Source organism: Cryptosporangium aurantiacum (genome assembly GCF_900143005.1).
Taxonomy (GTDB): domain Bacteria; phylum Actinomycetota; class Actinomycetes; order Mycobacteriales; family Cryptosporangiaceae; genus Cryptosporangium; species Cryptosporangium aurantiacum.
This window is the reverse complement of sequence record NZ_FRCS01000002.1, coordinates 789,730-805,830: the sequence shown is the minus strand read 5'-3', so window position 1 is coordinate 805,830 and position 16,101 is coordinate 789,730. Positions and strand designations below refer to the sequence as shown.

Below are 16,101 nucleotides of genomic sequence, written 5' to 3'. Positions count from 1 at the left end.
TTCGTGGTCGTTGGGACGAGCCGGTTCGGCCGCTCGGGCGAACATGCCTGGCTCTTGGGCGGACACGGCATCGACCTCTGGTGCCGGTCTGGCCAATGGGGACAGTGTGCATACGTGGGCGGTTCGTGATCACCGCACCAGCGTTGACGAATGCCGACCCGGATTGCTCATACGCCCGGGTATCAGCGCCAGTCAGTGATGAGTTGTGTACTCATCGTTGAAAGTTCACTCTGTGGCCACAACAGAACGCTACGGCGGTCACGAGTTCTCATAATGCGGCACGGGAAGGGTGAACCCGATGGCGAAGGCGGGCGCGGAGAGGCGCGGTCATTACCCCAGATCGCTCCGGAACCGGGGGATCCTCTCGTGTGGACGGGACATCACGACGTCGTCCTCCGCTGGGGCCGGCGGCTTGCCGCCGGTGGGCGCACCGCCGCGCTTGTCGGCTGGGCGGTCGCGACTACGTTGCGCGCCGCAGTTCCGGTGCGACCGGTGAGTCGAGGGCACTCGACCAATGTCTGGGTGACGCTCCGGGACATCCGCGAACGAATCCGCAAGGCCGACGACGTCGCCCTGCTCGCGCACGCGCCCCTCGACCTCTACGACCTGCTCAGGGCCGTGGAGGCGGTGCTCGCGCTGCACGACGGCGTGCAGGTCCCCGGCGACCCCGAGGGCCGCTTCTACTGCACCGGCTGCCCGGAGACGCCGGGCGGACGCGTGCTGTGGCCCTGTACGACACGGACGGTGCTCGAACGAGCGCTGACCGGTAGCGAAGAACGGGTCTGAGAAGAGTTCTATAGACCCCCACGAACGTCGCCCGGATCGTCCACACGCGCCCCCGGACGGTCCTGGCGACCGGCGGAGCCGGTCGGTCGGCGTGGACATGGCAGGCTCGGTGTGTGAGCAGCACCGAACCGCTTCGGTCCACGTCGCCGACCGGCGACGTTCCGCCCTCTTTCTCCCTTGATCAGCGCACCGTCGACTGGGTCGAGCATCCGTCGCGGCCGGCCGTCGAGCTGATCGACCAGACCGCGCTGCCGGACGTCGAGCGGCTCCTGCGTCTGGAGACCGTCGAGGACGTCGTCGACGCGATCCAGCGGCTGGCCGTCCGAGGGGCGCCGGCGATCGGCGTCGCCGGTGGGCTCGGTGTGGCGCTGGCCGTCCGAACTCTGGCCGAGCCGGGCGCCGCGATCTCGGCGCTCCGAGACGCCCGGCCCACCGCGGTGAACCTGGCCCGCGCTGTCGACCGCGTTGCCGCGTTCGTCCACGCGGGGCCTGACGCCGTGCTCGCCGAGGCGTTGGCGATCCGGGACGAGGAGATCGCCAGCAGCGACTCGATGGCGGCGTACGGCGTCGACCTCTTCGCCGAGATCTGCGGGCCGCAGCCCCGGGTGCTGACCCACTGCAACACCGGCGGCCTCGCCACGGTGACCGGCGGCACCGCGCTGGGCGTGGTGTTCGCACTGCACCGGATCGGGCGGTTGGGCGGGGTCGTGGCGAGCGAGACGCGTCCGCTGCTGCAGGGAGCCCGGCTGACGACCTGGGAACTCGCCAGGGCCGGCGTTCCGTTCCGGCTCGCGGTCGACGGCGCCGGTCCGTATCTGATCGCCCGCGGCGAGATCGACGCGGTGATCATCGGCGCCGACCGGATCTGCGCCAACGGCGACGTCGTCAACAAGATCGGCAGTTACGCGCACGCGCTCGGCGCCGCGCGGGCCGGGATCCCGTTCATCGTGGTGGCCCCGGAGTCCACGGTGGATCTTGCGACGCTCTCCGGCGCCGATGTCGAGATCGAGGACCGCTCCGACGCCGAGGTGGTCGGGTTCAAGTCGGCCCGGTCGGCGCCCGACGGCGTGACCACCGCCAACCCGGCGTTCGACGTCACGCCGTCCGACCTGGTCACCGCCGTCGTGACCGACCGCAGGGTGGTACGGTTCGCCGCCGGCCAGACCTGGGACGACGTGCCGCTCGGACCGCTGCGGAGTTTCTCGTGATTCAGCTCTTGACCCCGGCGGGCGTGCGCCGGGACGACGATCGTTACCCGCTCGACGTCACGCCGGACGAGCTGCGCGGGATGTACCGGGAGATGGTCGCCACCCGGCGCGTGGACGCCGAGGCGACCGCGCTCCAGCGCCAGGGCGAGCTAGGACTCTGGGCGCCGAGCCTCGGCCAGGAAGCGGCGCAGGTGGCCTCGGCTCGCGCGTTCGCGCCCGCCGACATGCTGTTCCCGTCCTACCGGGAGCACGGGGTGGCGCTGGCCCGCGGTGTGCAGCCCGCCGAGCTGCTGGCGCTCTTCCGCGGGGCCTCGCACGGCGGCTGGAACCCGTTCGAGCGGCGGTTCAACACGTACACGATCGTGCTGGCGTCGCAGATGTTGCACGCGGTCGGATACGCGATGGGCGTCCAGCGCGACGGTGCGGAAGAGGTGGTCGGCGTCTACTTCGGCGACGGCTCGACCAGCCAGGGCGACGCGAGCGAGGCGATGAACTGGGCCGGGGTGGCCGATGCGCCGGTCGTGTTCTGCTGCCAGAACAACCAGTACGCGATCTCGGTGCCGGTCGCGCGGCAGTCGCCGGTGCCGCTGTACCGGCGTGCCGACGGGTTCGGGTTCCCCGGTGTCCGGGTTGACGGCAACGACGTGCTCGCGGTCCTCGCGGTGACGCGGTGGGCAGTCGAGCGGGCGCGAGCCGGGGAGGGACCCACGCTGATCGAGTCCTTCACGTATCGGATGGGGCCGCACACCACGTCCGACGACCCGCGCCGCTACCGCGACACGGACGAACTCGAGCACTGGCGTGCGCTCGACCCGATCGAGCGGCTGCGCCGCTACCTCGATGCGGAACAGCTCGCCGACGAAACGTTCTACGTCCAGGCCGAGGCGGACGCCGCTGAGGTCGCCGCCGCAGTGCGTGCCGCGTGCCTGTCGCTCGAGCCGTCCGGCCCGTTCCCGGTGTTCGCCAATTAGTTGGCCACTCATCGACGTGTCGCGCGGGGCTGTTACGTCGGTGGGTGGACAGATTTCGGCAGGACCGCGGTGGCCGCGTCGGCGTGGAGCTCGGTGAGCCAGCCGCCGGCGCGGCCCAGCGCGAGCAGGTCGTGCCGGGTGAGCGGCGTTCGGGTTTCGGCCCCGTGCGGTGGCCACTCGTGCCGGATCGCCCGCGCGGTTTCCAGCCACCCGGTGAGCGCGCTGACCGGGTCGGTGGTGGTCAGCAGTTCCCGGGCTTCTTCCAGCCGTTCCACGAGCGAATCCAACTCGGTGATCAGCGCAGCCGCGTTACCACCGCACATCGCCGCGGTGAGCGCCGCCCGCGTCGCGGCGACCCGGGTGGCGTCCCGGAACGAGCCGGCGGCCAACCCCAGCGCGGCCGGCCCGACCGGTTCGGCGGCGGCGCCGGTCGTGAGGGCCGCCGCCACCAGGTGCGGGAGGTGGCTGATCCGGGCGACCGCGGCGTCGTGCTCGATCGCGGTCAACGGCGTCACGCGCCCGCCGAGCCCGAGCACCCACCGCGCCACGTCCAGCCAGTCGGCCAGCGCGGTCCCGTTGTCCAGGCAGAGCGCCCACGCGCAACCCGCCAGCAGCTCGGGGTCCGCGACGTCGAACCCGGACGCTTCCTTGCCCGCCATCGGGTGCCCGCCCACCCAGCGGGCGTCCGGCAGCTCGGCCGTGACGATCGCGCGTACCGGTTCCTTCACCGACGTGACGTCGGTCAACAGGCCCCGGTAGCCGACGTCGCGCAGCGCGGCGACGACGATCGGTACGGCCGGTAGCGGGACGGCGAGCACGACCAGGTCGGCGCCGTCCACCGCGGCGGCCAGGTCGGGCGCGACCGCGGACGGCCCCAGCCGCTGGGCGACCGCAGCACGCGTTTCCGGGTCGGCGTCGTAACCGATGCTGCCGGGGCTGCCAGGGCTGCTGGCCTGGTCGGCTGCGAGCCGGAGCAGCAGCGAGCCGCCGATCAGGCCGAGCCCGAGGACGGCCACCCGATGTATCGCCACACCGGACAGCAAACCAGGGCCGCTGTTCCGGCGGCCAGCCCGGGGACCGAGTGCGGGCGCAAACCGCCCGGTGCTGCGACTTGCAGTGATCTGTCGTAATCAGCGAGGGTCAGGGTTGGAAAAGCCGGGAGGAATGGGCATGAAGCGAACAAAAGGTCGACGAGCTGGGCGACGGCCGATCGCACCCGGACCCGGCGGACCAGCGACGACGCAGGCCCCGGCCCCGGTCTCGGCCCAGGCTCCGGTCCCGACCGCGGCCCCGGCTCCGGCCCCGGGCACGCAGTCCGCTCCGCGGCCTGCACCGCCGGAACCGGAGCGGCTGCTGTGGGGCGTGGACGCCGACGCCGTTGCGACGCTCTGCAGCATGCGGCTGGAGGTGTCCGCCACCCTGCTCCGCCGCCCGGCCGACTCGGCAGCCGGACGCTTCACCGGGCACGACGCGGTCGCCGACGCCGCTCTCGTCCACCGGCTCACCGCGATCACGCCGGAGGTCGGTCTGGAGATCCCCGGTGATCGCGTCGGTGACCCCGCCGAGCTGGTGGCCCACGCGGCCGACGCGGGCGTCCGGATCGGCACGGTCCTACCCGACGTCTCCGCCCGGCGCGGCCGTCCGCTCCCGCTCTGCCATCCGGACGCCGAGCTGGCGCGCCGCGCGCTGGTCGCGCTGCACCGAGCGGCCGCCGTCGCGGTCGACGTGCGCGCGCGGCGACTGGTCCTGCGGCTTCGGGACAACGCGTCCTACCCGGGGCGCGACGAGGCCAGACGCCGGATCGATCAGCTTGCCGACGTTCTCGGCGGACTGCGGCGGCAACTCCCGGCCGACGTCACGCTCGTCGTCGACTACGCGGTGGACGATCCGTACCCGGTCCGCCGCACCCGTCCGGACTGGGAGACCGCGCTGTCGCTGGCCGCGGCCGCGGGACCCGGCACGAAGGTGCTGCTCGACCCGGCTCCGATCGTCGACGAGGACCCGGAGCTGAGCATCACGACGCTGCGCGCCGCGGATCGGCTGGCCGGTGTCCTGCTCGGGCGGGGCGTGCGGATCGACCGCCCGTTCGCGCTGTTCCTCGCGATGATCGACGCCTCCGAGGGCGGCGTGCTGGTCCGCGGGCGACGCTGTCCGGTGCCGTTCGTCGTCGCGCTCGCACCGGCCGAGGCGCCCGGGATCGAGGGGGCACTGCGGACCGTCGCGAGCGTGCAGGAGGCGGCGGCAAAAGCGATGCTCCTCGACCGGACGGCGTGGCGAGCCGCGCAGTCGGCCGGGGATCTCGCGGCCGCGACCGACGTGCTGCTCGCGGCCTACGAAACGGACGCGTCGCCGCTGCTCACCGCCGTGCGGGCGGCGCTCGGCGTGCCTGCGGACACGCTGGCGTCCTATCGGGAGCTCTGCCGGGACACGCACCGGGCGGTGGAGCGGCAGCGGTCGCTGCTACGGGCGGCGCTGCGCCTCGGGGAAGCGGGCCCGGCCGCGGGGTCAGTCGGCCGGGGCGACGCCGGGTCTGCGGTCGGACGAGTCGTCGCCGGCGTCGGACGATGGCCCCTCCGGGACGCCGGGTTGCGCGGGGTCGGGTGACGCGGGTTCCGGCGCGGGTTCGGGCGCAGCGGCCCCTGGGGCGGCGGCTCCGGGTGCGGTGGTGACGTCCGGGACGGTTGCCTGCCGGGCAAGTCCGGCGAGGAGGTCACCGGTGGTCTCCGGCTCGTCGAGGAGGTCCGGCGTTTCTGCGGTGGCCACCGGTGTGGCGTCCGCAACGTTGTGGTTGAGCTCGACCACGACGTTGCCGCTGATCTGCACCTGGACCGCCGGCGGGGCGACAGCCTCGCCGGCGACGGCGGGGAGGTCGGCCCCCGGAGCTGCGGGCGGCGCCGCGCTGAGCAGCGCACGGATGAAGTCGTCGACCTCGGAGCCGGCCAGGCGGAACGTCGCCCGGCACTCGCCCTGACGCCAAATGCTCAGCACGACCGTGGCTGCGCCACGGTGCCCGCTGACGCGCAACGATCGGCCTTCACCACGCGGGTCGAGAAACACGTCGCCCCGGTGTGGCAGCGGTAACACCTCGCCCATTGCTCCAGAATGCCTAACGTGTCCAGTCTTGGCCAGAGCGAACCGTCGTAGGCTCTGGCCATGACGATGCCCGGCCCCGCGAGCGCTCAGCCGCACGGCAACCCGGCGACCCGTCCGTGGGACCCGGCGCCCGCTGCATGGGACCCGACGCCCCAGCGCCCTCCGGCAGGGTACGTGCCGCAGCCCGCGCAGCCGCCGGCACCGCGCCGCCCACGTTTCCGGGAGAGCGGCGCGGTGCGCTGGTGGGGCGTGCTGATCGGGGTGTGTGTCTCGCTGGTCTACTACGTGCTCGTCGGGCTGGTGTCGTGGAGCACAACGTCGCTCGTCGGCTTGTTCCTGCTCGCGATTTTGCTGGCCGGGGCCGCCGGAGCGGCGCTGCTCACCCGCGGCGACCGGGGCATGGGCGTCGGCGTGGCGGCGGTGACCGGAGCGGCGTTGTCGGTCACGGTCGTCGTCCTCGCCTGGAGTACCTTCGAGTTCGACCAGCTGTTCATCTAGGCGCTCACGCCTCGAGTTCGTTCTTGTCCGATCCCCAGAGGGTGTGGAACGAGCCGGCGACGTCGACGCGGCGGTACGTGTGGGCGCCGAAGTTGTCACGCAGGCCCTGGATCAGCGCCGCGGGCAGCCGACGACGCCGCAGCCCGTCGAAGTACGCCAGCGACGACGAGAACGCAGGCGTCGGAACCCCGGCTCGGGACGCGTCGGAGACCACCCGGCGCCAACTGTCGACGCCGTCCGAGACCGCCTTGACGAAGTACGGCGAAGCGAGCAGCGTCGGCAGCTCCGGGGCGTCGTCGTAGGCCTCGCGGATCCGGTCGAGGAACCGGGCGCGAATGATGCAACCACCGCGCCAGATCGTGGCCGTTGCGCCCCGGTCGATGTCCCAGCCGTACTCGTCGCTGCCGGCCTTGATCTGGTCGAAGCCCTGCGCGTAAGCGACGACCTTGGACGCGTACAGCGCCTTCCGAACGTCTTCGATGAAGGCTTCCCGGTCGTCGGCGGCCCAGGCCAGCTCGTTGGTGGACGGGAACACCTCCCGAGCGGCCTCCCGCTGGTCGGCGTGGCCCGACAGCGACCGCGCGAACGTGGCCTCGGCGATACCCGTGATCGGGACGCCGAGGTCGAGGGCGCTCTGCACGGTCCACCGGCCGGTGCCCTTCTGCTCGGCCTGGTCCAGGACGACGTCGACGAACGGTCGGCCGGTGCGCGCGTCGACGTGGGCGAGCACGTCGGCGGTGATCTCGATCAGGAACGATTCGAGGCTGCCCTTGTTCCACTCGCGGAAGATGTCGGAGATCTGGCCCGGGGTGGCGTCCAGGCCGGAGCGCAGCAGGTCGTAGGCCTCGGCGATCAGCTGCATGTCGGCGTATTCGATGCCGTTGTGCACCATCTTGACGAAGTGCCCGGCGCCGTCCGGCCCGACGTGGATGCAGCACGGCACCCCGTCGACGTTCGCCGCGATCGACTCGAAGATCGGGCCGAGCTTTTCGTAGGAGTGCTTCGACCCGCCGGGCATGATGCTCGGGCCCCGCAGGGCGCCCTCCTCGCCGCCGGAGACGCCGGTGCCGGAGAAGTGCAGGCCGTGCTCGCGAAGGGCCGCCTCGCGGCGCCTGGTGTCGAGGAAATGGGCGTTGCCACAGTCGACGACGATGTCGCCTTCCTCGAGCAGCGGGATCAGCTCGTCGATCACCGCGTCGGTCGGCTGGCCGGCCTTGACCATGACGATGACCGCGCGCGGCCGCTTCAACGAAGCGACGAAGTCGGCCATCGATTCGCTCGGGACGAACGTGCCCTCGTAGCCGTGGTCACTGACCAGGGCACGGGTCTTCTCCGGCGATCGGTTGTGGATCGCGACCGCGTGACCGTGCCGCGCCAGGTTGCGCGCGAGGTTACGGCCCATGACGGCAAGGCCGGTTACGCCGATGTCTGCCGTCGCTGTCGAAGTCATCTCGTCACCTCATGTGTCGCCGCTGTCCGGCCCGCTTACCGGCAGCATCGGTGTGGACTACGTAACAGGTCTACCCCGCGTTCAGGGGGTCCGGGAGGCGAGTGTGGACGCGACTACGCTGAGTGATTTTCCGCGCCGAGGTTATGAATCGTCCCGGACGTAACAGGATGTTGCGCCCGCGGTTCTTGCATGAACGCCAGATTCTTGGGCATGGTCGAGACATGAGCGGCCAGGACATCGAGCGACTCGACCCAGAGCGGCGGCGTCGACGCATCCAGCTACTCGCCGAGCTCGCGGAAGCACGAGCGTTGCGGAACCGGGTGGCCCCGAGGCGGGCTCGCCATGAGCGCCAGCGCGATTTCATCACCAATCGCCGCCGGATGGCGTGAGAATTACCACCGGACCGTTGGACCTCCCCGGGTGCGGGGCTGGCGTCCAGCAGCGTCGGGCCTGATCCTGATGAGCGGACGTTCCCATAGTCCGCGCCGGGAGGAGGCCCGTGTCGTACTTTGCTGCTGCCCTGGTCCGTCCGCGCCGAGGGTGGGTCGCCGCCGAACTCGATCTGGACGAGATCGAGGACGCGGACGCCGCCGTGGACCTGTTGCGTGAGTTGGAGCCGGACGCCGATCCGGCATTGCTGTTCGTCGAGGCCGACGATGAGTTTCTGGTCATCCTTCGCCTGGATGGCGGGGCCGAGATACGTATCTTCGGTTCGGACGCGTCGTTCGGCGACGAGTCCCGCGTCGGTGCTGCGTTGCTGGCCGACCTGGAGGACGTCGAGATCCCGGAGGTCCCGGACGAGGACGACGAGCCCGAGCTGATGGGCCGGCCGGTCGGTGACGTCGACCTGCTGGCAGATCTCGGGGTGTCCGGGCGTGATCTGCTGGCGCTCTGCGCGCACGAGGGGATGCTGCCCTCGGACGTCATGCTGGAGATCTCCCGCAAAATCGGGAGCGCGGACGCCCTGGTCGAGTTGCGGGGCGAATGATTTCGTCGTGGGCAGGCTCGATGCGGGACGCTCTCGCGGTCGCCGAGGGTGCGCTCGTCACCGGCGACGTGCCGGTCGGTGCCGTCGTGCTGGACGCCGCAGGCGTGGAGCTGGCGCGAGCCTGCAACGAGCGTGAGGCGTCCGGCGACCCGACCGCACACGCCGAGGTGCTGGCACTGCGCCGGGCGGCTGCCGCGCTCGGCACCTGGCGCCTGACCGGCTGCACGCTCGTCGTGACGCTGGAGCCCTGCACGATGTGCGCGGGCGCGCTGGTGCTGGCCCGCATCGATCGGGTCGTCTTCGGCGCCTGGGACCCGAAGGCCGGTGCGGCCGGGTCACTCTGGGACGTGGTCCGCGATCGGCGCCTCAACCATCGTCCGGAGGTGGTGGGTGGCGTGCTCGAGGACGAGTGCGCGGCGCTGCTGGACGGCTTCTTCGCTGCCCACCGCTGAGGCCCTTTGTCCTCCGGGGACACGATTCGGACCGCCGGGCCGGATCCGGTATCGTCTTCGGCGGTGGCGTGTCCGAGCGGCCGAAGGAGCACGCCTCGAAAGCGTGTGAGGGGGCAACTCCTCCGTGGGTTCAAATCCCACCGCCACCGCCACGAACACAGGGCCGGTTCCCCCGAGGAACCGGCCCTTCGTCGTGCTCGGCCTCTGCTCCAGGCGCGTGGTCCGCAGGGCGACGGTGGCACGTTTCGGGGAGTTCGGGACGGGCTGGCGCGGACAGGATCCACCTTGCGAGGTTGCCAGCCTTCAATGAGTAACGGGGGAGGGCTGGCAGCTTCGCGCTTCGTCGAAATAATACGAACGGCGCAGAATAAACCCGGTAAACGGTCATCCGGGCGTTTATCGCATTATCCCTGTGAGCTAGTCCCGGCTGGGGCCAGGATCGGTGCAGTTGTCAGCAGTCGACCCTCGCTGATCACGGAGGCACTCATGGGACGACGCTCAGCACTAGCCGTCGCCGGGATCGCCTTAGCCGGGCTGATCTCGCCGGCGCTGGTGTCACCGGCCGCAGCGGCGCCACAAGCCCCGGCTGCCGTCGGAGCACAGCCCGCTGTGGCCGCGCCCGCGCCCATCACCTGGACCGCGTGCGGCACCACGTCCTACCCCACGCTGCAGTGCGGCAAGGTATCGGTCCCGCTCGACTACAACAATCCCGGCGGGCAGAAGATCACCCTCGCGGTCTCCCGCATTCCGCACACGGCGGCGACGTCGCAGGGTGCGCTGTTGGTCAATCCGGGCGGGCCGGGCGGCTCCGGGCTCACGTTGGCCGGATTCGTCGCGAGCAACCTTCCGCCCGCGGTCGCCGCGCAGTACGACGTCATCGGATTCGACCCGCGCGGGGTCGGCAACAGCGAGCCCGCGCTCAACTGTCTGCCGGGCTACTTCGACCCGGTGCGGCCCGACTCGGTGCCGAAGACGCAGGCCGACATGGAAGCCAACCTGAAGCGGGTGAAGAGCTTCGCCGCGGCCTGTGGGGCGAAGTACGGCAGCCTGCTGAAGTACATCGACACGATCAGCGCGGTCAAGGACCTGGACTCGATCAGGCTGGCGCTGGGCGAGAAGACGATCAACTACTTCGGCTACTCGTACGGCACCTACCTCGGCGCGGTGTACGCGAAGCTGTTCCCGAAGAACGTCCGGCGGATGGTGCTGGACAGCGTCGTCGACCCGACCGGGGTCTGGTACGAGAACAACCTCGACCAGGACTACGCGTTCAACGCCCGGCACGAGGCGTTCGCGGCCTGGGTGGCGAAGTACGACGCCACCTATCACCTCGGCACGACCCAGGACGCGGTGCTGAAGCAGTGGTATGCGACCCGGGCGGCGCTGAAGGCCAAGCCGGCCGGTGGAAAGGTCGGGCCCTCGGAGTTCGAGGACACCTATATCCCCGGTGGCTACTTCAACGGCTACTGGCCCTACCTCGCCGACGCGCTGGCCGCGTACGTCAACCAGAAGGACGAGCAGGCGCTGGTCGACGTCTACGACGCGTTCGCGGCGATCGACGAAGGCGGCGAGAACGGCTACAGCGTCTACGCGAGCGTCCAGTGCCGGGACGCCCACTGGCCGAAGAAGTGGTCGACGTGGGTCTCCGACAACTGGCGGGTGCATAAGAAGGCGCCGTTCATGACGTGGAACAACGCCTGGTACAACGCGCCGTGTGCGTTCTGGCCGGTGAAGAGCCTGTCGCCGATCGACGTGTCGAACTCGAAGGTCGAGTCGGTGCTGATCTTCCAGGCGACGGACGACGCCGCGACGCCGTACCCGGGTGCCGAGGTCGTGCGGCGCAAGATCAAGAACTCCCGCCTGGTCGTCGAGGCCGAGGGCGGCAACCACGGCATCACGCTGAGCGGTAACACCTGCCTTGACCAGTACCTGGCCGACTACCTGGCAACCGGAGCTCGGCCGGACGGTCCGGGCCTCGTCGACGCGACCTGCGCCGCGTTGCCGGACCCGGAACCGCTGGCGCCGACCGCCGAGGCCGGGACCACTGCCAAGTCCGCAGCCAAGGCGGGACGCGGCACTCTGCACGAGTATGTTTCTGCGCGACCGATTGAGTAGATAGGTAACATTTCGGGCATCCTGGGCACGGGCGACAACGCAGTCGTCCGTGCTCAGGAGGTCTCGGACCATGATTTCTCACGTCAACTGCGTGGTTCTCTATGTTCGGAACCAGCAGCGATCGATCGAGTTCTACGTCGATGCGCTGGGCTGGGAACTGCGCACCGACGCGCTCATGTCCGACGGAACGCGCTGGGTCGACGTCGCACCGCCGCGGGCACGGACTCGCATCGCGCTGATCGAGCCGCAGGACGGTTACGTCTTCCCGCCGACGGCGGCCGCGCCCTGCACGCTGACGACGGAGGACGCGCAGTCGACGTTCCACGACCTCAAGGGCCGCGGCGTGGAGGTCACCGAGCCGGTGGTGGAGTCCTGGGCCACCTATCTGACGCTGACCGACCCGGACGGGTACATCTACGTGGTCGGCGAGAACCACGACTAACGCGCGCGGCGGTCCGGTAGCCGGAGCACGTGGTCGCGGATGTCACCACCGACGCCGGTCGACAGCGTCTTTCCCGCGGCGTGCAGTTCGCGGACGGCGGCCCTGATCTGGGCGGTGTCGGCGGTCCCGAACAGCCCATCGAGCACCTCGCGCGGCCGGTCGGAGATGCGGAACTCGCCCACCCGCCGACGAGTCTCCAGCAGGTTGCGTTTCAGGTTCTCGACGACCGCCCGCTCCTCGTGCCTTTCCGCGCCGACCGCCAGACGTTCGGCGCTCTGCAGACCTTCGACGGCGAGCTGCTCCGTCGGCGACTTCTCGGCACCGGCCTGACGTAACGTGCGGCGCCAACCACGCCGCGCCCGAGCGACGGCGTCCGCAAAAGCCCACGCACCGTGGGGTTGCCGAGTGATCAGGATCAGCCAGAACACCGGCTCGTCGTTCGGGTTCACCCGCACCGCCGCCGGCCAAGCCCGCCCGGGTAGAGCTGCCTCGAGCCGCCGCAGGTAACCGCGCACCACCGCACCGGCGCCACCCGAGTGGTACTCGGTGCGCCACTCCGCCCCGACCGCCCGGTCGAGCTTCTCCAACGCCGCTTCCGACCGACGTTCGCCGATCAGCTTGGCGGCGGTGCGCCGGATGGCGTCCGCACGAATGAACGCGATGACGTCGCTGCTCGGCCAGCGACCGGCCCTCGGTCCGGTCAGCAGCGCGGTCAGATCGTCCAGCGGCAGGCTCCCCGACGTGACGTCGAGGAGCACCAGCAAGGCGGCCTGCTCGGCCTCGGGCAGGACCTCGGGCAACGCGTCGACGACCGTGCTGCGCCGGGCGTCCGCTCCGGCCGCGGCCAACGGCCGCAGCGCGGCCGGGCTCTCGTCGAAATGAACGAGGCGGGCTTCCGGCGTGTCCCCGAGCGTCGGTGCGAACGTTCCCGCCGGCGCGGTGATCACTACGGGGGACGCTGTGACGCGGCCTTTCGTCGCCGTACGGAGCCACGATCCGAGGTAAGTGGCGAGGAACTGCTGGATCAGCAACGTCGACGACTGCCGTGACGAGACGAGCAGCGCAGACCGAGCCACGCACCTACTTTCCCACGCGCCTCGATCGCGAGGCGGAGTCCCGGGCGAACTGATTGCACCGTCGAGGGCGGAGTCCGATATATACCGCCAGCTCTAGTCGGCCGAACGGCTAGAGCTTCGGACCGTCGCGCTCGTCACGTGGGACGACCTTGACTGTATGCCGATCTGCCCTGCAATCTCTAGCGAGCAACTGGGTCTTATGGATCAGACAAACTTGCAGAAGGAGTTGCCGTGATCACGCGCCGCCAACTGTTGGCAGGCTCCGCTTCGCTCGGCCTGCTGGGAGCGCTCGCGGCGTGCGGAAGCGACGACGACAGCGAGAGCAGTGGCACCAGCGGCGTCGCCAGCACGCTGCGGCTCGGCCACTTCCCGAACCTGACCCACGCTACGGCGCTCGTCGGCATCAACTCGGGCCTGTTCACCAAGGCGCTCGGTAGCAAAACCAAGCTGGAGACCCAGCAGTTCAACGCCGGCCCGGCGGCCGTCGAGCAGATCTTCGCCGAGGGCCTCGACGCGACCTACATCGGCCCGAACCCGACCGTGAACGCCTTCGTCAAGAGCAAGGGCGAGGTCATCCGGGTCATCGCCGGCTCGGCTTCCGGCGGCGTCGCGTTCGTGGTGAAGAAGGGCATCACCAAGGACAAGCTCAAGGGCAAGCGGATCGGCACCCCGCAGCTGGGCAACACCCAGGACGTCGCGCTGCGCTACTGGCTCAAGGATCAGGGCCTCACCGCCACCAAGGAGGGCGGCGGCGACGTCAAGATCCAGCCGCAGGAGAACGCCCAGATCCTGGAGAAGTTCACCGCAGGCCAGCTCGACGGCGCCTGGGTGCCCGAGCCGTGGGTGAGCCGCCTGATCGATGCCGGTGGCGAGGTCCTGATCGACGAGCGTGACCTCTGGCCGAACAAGCGGTTCGTCATCACGAACCTCATCGTCCGGACCGAGTTCCTGGAGAAGTACCCGCAGACGGTGAAGTCCCTGCTGGAGGGGCACGTCGAGACGAACGCCTCGATCAAGGCAGACCCGGCGGCGGCGCAGAAGGCGATCTCCGAGCAGATCGGCAAGCTGACCGGCAAGCCGCTCAAGCTCGACATCATCACGAAGGCGTGGCCCACGCTGGAGTTCCTCAACGACCCGATCGCGTCCTCCCTCGTCACCGGCGCGAAGCACGCCGAGGAGGTCGGGCTGCTCGACAAGGTCGACTTGGACGGCCTGTACGACCTGAAGCTGCTCAACGAGGTGCTCAAGGCGAAGGGGGAGACCGCGGTGACACAACCATGACGGTCACGGCCGGTACCACCACCACGAAGGCGGACGCCGTCCGCCTTCGTGGCGTGTCCAAGCGCTATCCGGGTGGCACGCTCGCGCTCGACGGCGTCGACCTGGCCGTGCGGCCGGGCGAGTTCGTCTGTCTCGTCGGCGCGTCGGGCTGCGGTAAGAGCACGCTGCTCAACCTCGTCGCGGGCCTCGACGCGGCGACGGCCGGATCGATCGAGGTCGACGGTGACCGGGCCGCGTTCATGTTCCAGGAACCCGCGCTGTTCCCCTGGCTCAAGGTCGGCCAGAACGTCGAGGTGCCACTCAAGCTCCGCGGCGTGCCGCGGGCCGAGCGGCGGGAGCGCGCGGCCGAGCTGCTGCGCACCGTCCGACTGAAAGACGTCACCGACAAGCGGCCGCACGAGCTGTCCGGCGGCATGCGCCAGCGCGTCGCACTGGCCCGGACGCTCGCGCACGACGCCTCGGTCCTGCTGATGGACGAGCCGTTCGCCGCGCTGGACGCGATGACCCGCGACGCGCTGCACGACGAGATCGAACGGATCTGGCTGGAGCGGAACCTCACCGTCCTGTTCGTCACGCACAACGTGCGGGAGGCCGTGCGGCTCGGCGACCGGATCATCCTGCTGGCCAGCCGGCCCGGCCGGGTGATCGAGGAGTTCCACGTCGACCAGCCGCGCCCGCGGCGACTCGAGGACCCGGAGGTGGCCGCGCTGTCCGGCCGGGTGACCGAGCGCCTGAAGGAGGAGGTGCGGCGCCATGTCAGCTGACACATCGACGGACGGCGGCGGCGCCGACACGGGGCTCGATACCACCACGGCCGACTGGAACACCGCGGGCCGCTCCGCGGACTGGAAGCAGACCGAGCGGGAGCTGGCCGGCCTCGACGCGCTCGAGATGGCGCCGGAGCGGCGCAACCTCGGACGCAAGATCTGGCGGAGCACCTGGCCGAAGGTGCTGGCGATCGTCATCTCGATCGCGGCGTGGCAGATCGTGGTCGAGACCGGGTGGCGGCCGCGCAGCATCCTGGCGCCGCCCAGCGAGGTGTTCCCGGCGCTCTGGGAGATGCTGACCACCGGCTCCTTCTGGAGTGCGGTGGGAACGACCATGACCCGGGCGGTCATCGGGTTCGCGGTCGCGGTGGCGATCGGTCTGGTCATCGGGTTCGCGGTCGCTCGGTTCGCCGTGCTCCGTGCCGCGATCGGTTCGCTGATCACCGGTTTGCAGACGATGCCGTCGATCGCCTGGTTCCCGCTGGCGATCGTGCTCTTCCAGGGCGGCGAATCGGCGATCTTCTTCGTGATCGTGCTCGGGGCCGCCCCGTCGGTCGCGAACGGCGTCCTGGCCGGCGTCGACTTCGTGCCGCCGCTGCTGGTCCGGGCCGGGCGCAACATGGGCGCCAGCGGCCTGAGCCTCTATCGGACGGTCATCGGGCCGGCCTCGCTACCGGCGATCCTGGCCGGGCTCAAGCAGGGCTGGGCCTTCTCCTGGCGCAGCCTGATGGCCGGTGAACTGATCGTGACGATCGGCGAGTCCGGGTCGCTGGGTGGGCTGCTCACGCTCACCCGGGAACTCTCCGAATACGCGCAGATGCTCGGGGTGATGATCGTCATCCTGGTCATCGGCATCCTGGCCGACGCGGTGTTCGGCTGGGCCAACAACTCGCTCCGTCGTCGGTGGGGTTTGGCCGCCGACCATGAAGTCTGAGCGACTATTTGACAGCAGGCCGGCGCCCTCGGGTGCCGGC

At 70.4% G+C, this 16,101-nt stretch carries 17 protein-coding genes and 1 tRNA gene; 14 read left to right on the top strand and 4 right to left on the bottom strand.

Annotation, left to right across the window (positions count from 1 at the left end):
- Window positions 1-522: 522 nt before the first annotated feature.
- From BUB75_RS10505 to pdhA, 3 genes are all read left to right on the top strand, one after another.
- Window positions 523-786: a hypothetical protein gene (locus BUB75_RS10505; RefSeq protein ID WP_073254897.1), complete on the top strand. Its 264-nt coding sequence runs from the start codon at window positions 523-525 to the stop codon at window positions 784-786.
- A 230-nt stretch (window positions 787-1,016) separates the two neighbouring features.
- A complete protein-coding gene (mtnA, locus tag BUB75_RS10500; RefSeq protein ID WP_073255293.1) occupies window positions 1,017-1,994 on the top strand; it encodes an S-methyl-5-thioribose-1-phosphate isomerase in 978 nt (325 codons plus the stop codon).
- The gene (gene pdhA, locus BUB75_RS10495; protein WP_073254893.1) at window positions 1,991-2,965 is read left to right on the top strand and encodes a pyruvate dehydrogenase (acetyl-transferring) E1 component subunit alpha; all 975 of its coding nucleotides are present in this window, start codon (window positions 1,991-1,993) and stop codon (window positions 2,963-2,965) included. The genes mtnA and pdhA overlap by 4 nt, the downstream gene beginning before the upstream one ends.
- Before the next feature lie 32 nt (window positions 2,966-2,997).
- Here pdhA and BUB75_RS10490 read toward each other — a convergent pair whose 3' ends face one another.
- A complete protein-coding gene (locus tag BUB75_RS10490; protein WP_218617417.1) occupies window positions 2,998-3,996 on the bottom strand; it encodes a prephenate dehydrogenase in 999 nt (332 codons plus the stop codon).
- 364 nt (window positions 3,997-4,360) lie between these two features.
- Here BUB75_RS10490 and BUB75_RS10485 point away from each other — a divergent pair, with 364 nt between their 5' ends.
- Entirely contained in the window at window positions 4,361-5,569 is a 1,209-nt protein-coding gene (locus BUB75_RS10485; protein ID WP_143175119.1) for a hypothetical protein, read from the top strand.
- On the opposite strand, the gene BUB75_RS10480 is transcribed toward BUB75_RS10485, so the two are convergent.
- Window positions 5,471-6,058: a hypothetical protein gene (locus BUB75_RS10480; protein WP_073254883.1), complete on the bottom strand. Its 588-nt coding sequence runs from the start codon at window positions 6,056-6,058 to the stop codon at window positions 5,471-5,473. The two genes, BUB75_RS10485 and BUB75_RS10480, sit on opposite strands and share 99 nt — an antisense overlap.
- A gap of 60 nt (window positions 6,059-6,118) precedes the next feature.
- On the opposite strand from BUB75_RS10480, the gene BUB75_RS10475 reads away from it, so the two are divergent.
- A complete protein-coding gene (locus BUB75_RS10475; protein WP_143175118.1) occupies window positions 6,119-6,556 on the top strand; it encodes a hypothetical protein in 438 nt (145 codons plus the stop codon).
- 4 nt (window positions 6,557-6,560) lie between these two features.
- Here the strand turns inward: BUB75_RS10475 and gndA are convergent, their stop codons facing one another.
- Entirely contained in the window at window positions 6,561-8,006 is a 1,446-nt protein-coding gene (gene gndA, locus BUB75_RS10470; RefSeq protein WP_073254877.1) for an NADP-dependent phosphogluconate dehydrogenase, read from the bottom strand.
- A 221-nt stretch (window positions 8,007-8,227) separates the two neighbouring features.
- Between gndA and BUB75_RS46180 the strand changes: the two genes are divergently transcribed.
- The 6 genes from BUB75_RS46180 to BUB75_RS10445 all read left to right on the top strand — a co-directional run bounded on the left by BUB75_RS46180 (window position 8,228) and on the right by BUB75_RS10445 (window position 12,003).
- A complete protein-coding gene (locus BUB75_RS46180) occupies window positions 8,228-8,395 on the top strand; it encodes a hypothetical protein (protein WP_178379816.1) in 168 nt (55 codons plus the stop codon).
- A 110-nt stretch (window positions 8,396-8,505) separates the two neighbouring features.
- On the top strand, window positions 8,506-8,994 hold the full coding sequence (locus BUB75_RS10465) for a tRNA adenosine deaminase-associated protein (protein WP_073254874.1): 489 nt from the start codon (window positions 8,506-8,508) through the stop codon (window positions 8,992-8,994).
- Window positions 8,991-9,446, top strand: coding sequence for a tRNA adenosine(34) deaminase TadA (tadA, locus tag BUB75_RS10460; protein ID WP_073254871.1), 456 nt, complete (start codon window positions 8,991-8,993; stop codon window positions 9,444-9,446). Before BUB75_RS10465 ends, tadA begins: the two co-directional genes overlap by 4 nt.
- A 62-nt stretch (window positions 9,447-9,508) precedes the next feature.
- Window positions 9,509-9,598, top strand: a tRNA-Ser gene (locus BUB75_RS10455).
- Between the two features lie 334 nt (window positions 9,599-9,932).
- Complete coding sequence (locus BUB75_RS10450; protein ID WP_073254869.1) at window positions 9,933-11,561, top strand: alpha/beta hydrolase; 1,629 nt, start codon at window positions 9,933-9,935, stop codon at window positions 11,559-11,561.
- 70 nt (window positions 11,562-11,631) lie between these two features.
- Window positions 11,632-12,003 carry a VOC family protein gene (locus tag BUB75_RS10445; protein ID WP_073254866.1) on the top strand — a complete coding sequence of 124 codons (372 nt, stop codon included), beginning with the start codon at window positions 11,632-11,634 and terminating at the stop codon, window positions 12,001-12,003.
- Here BUB75_RS10445 and BUB75_RS10440 read toward each other — a convergent pair.
- The gene (locus BUB75_RS10440) at window positions 12,000-13,079 is read right to left on the bottom strand and encodes a class I SAM-dependent methyltransferase (RefSeq protein ID WP_073254863.1); all 1,080 of its coding nucleotides are present in this window, start codon (window positions 13,077-13,079) and stop codon (window positions 12,000-12,002) included. The genes BUB75_RS10445 and BUB75_RS10440 overlap by 4 nt on opposite strands.
- Window positions 13,080-13,310: 231 nt before the next feature.
- On the opposite strand from BUB75_RS10440, the gene BUB75_RS10435 reads away from it, so the two are divergent.
- From BUB75_RS10435 to BUB75_RS10425, 3 genes are read left to right on the top strand one after another with little or no spacing between them, the layout of a single operon-like run.
- Window positions 13,311-14,360 (top strand): ABC transporter substrate-binding protein, encoded by a 1,050-nt coding sequence (locus BUB75_RS10435; protein ID WP_073254860.1) that lies wholly within the window; start codon window positions 13,311-13,313, stop codon window positions 14,358-14,360.
- On the top strand, window positions 14,357-15,124 hold the full coding sequence (locus tag BUB75_RS10430) for an ABC transporter ATP-binding protein (protein WP_073254857.1): 768 nt from the start codon (window positions 14,357-14,359) through the stop codon (window positions 15,122-15,124). Before BUB75_RS10435 ends, BUB75_RS10430 begins: the two co-directional genes overlap by 4 nt.
- Window positions 15,114-16,061, top strand: a complete 948-nt coding sequence (locus BUB75_RS10425; protein WP_084740669.1) for an ABC transporter permease — start codon at window positions 15,114-15,116, stop codon at window positions 16,059-16,061. The genes BUB75_RS10430 and BUB75_RS10425 overlap by 11 nt, the downstream gene beginning before the upstream one ends.
- The last annotated feature ends 40 nt before the right edge of the window (window positions 16,062-16,101 follow it).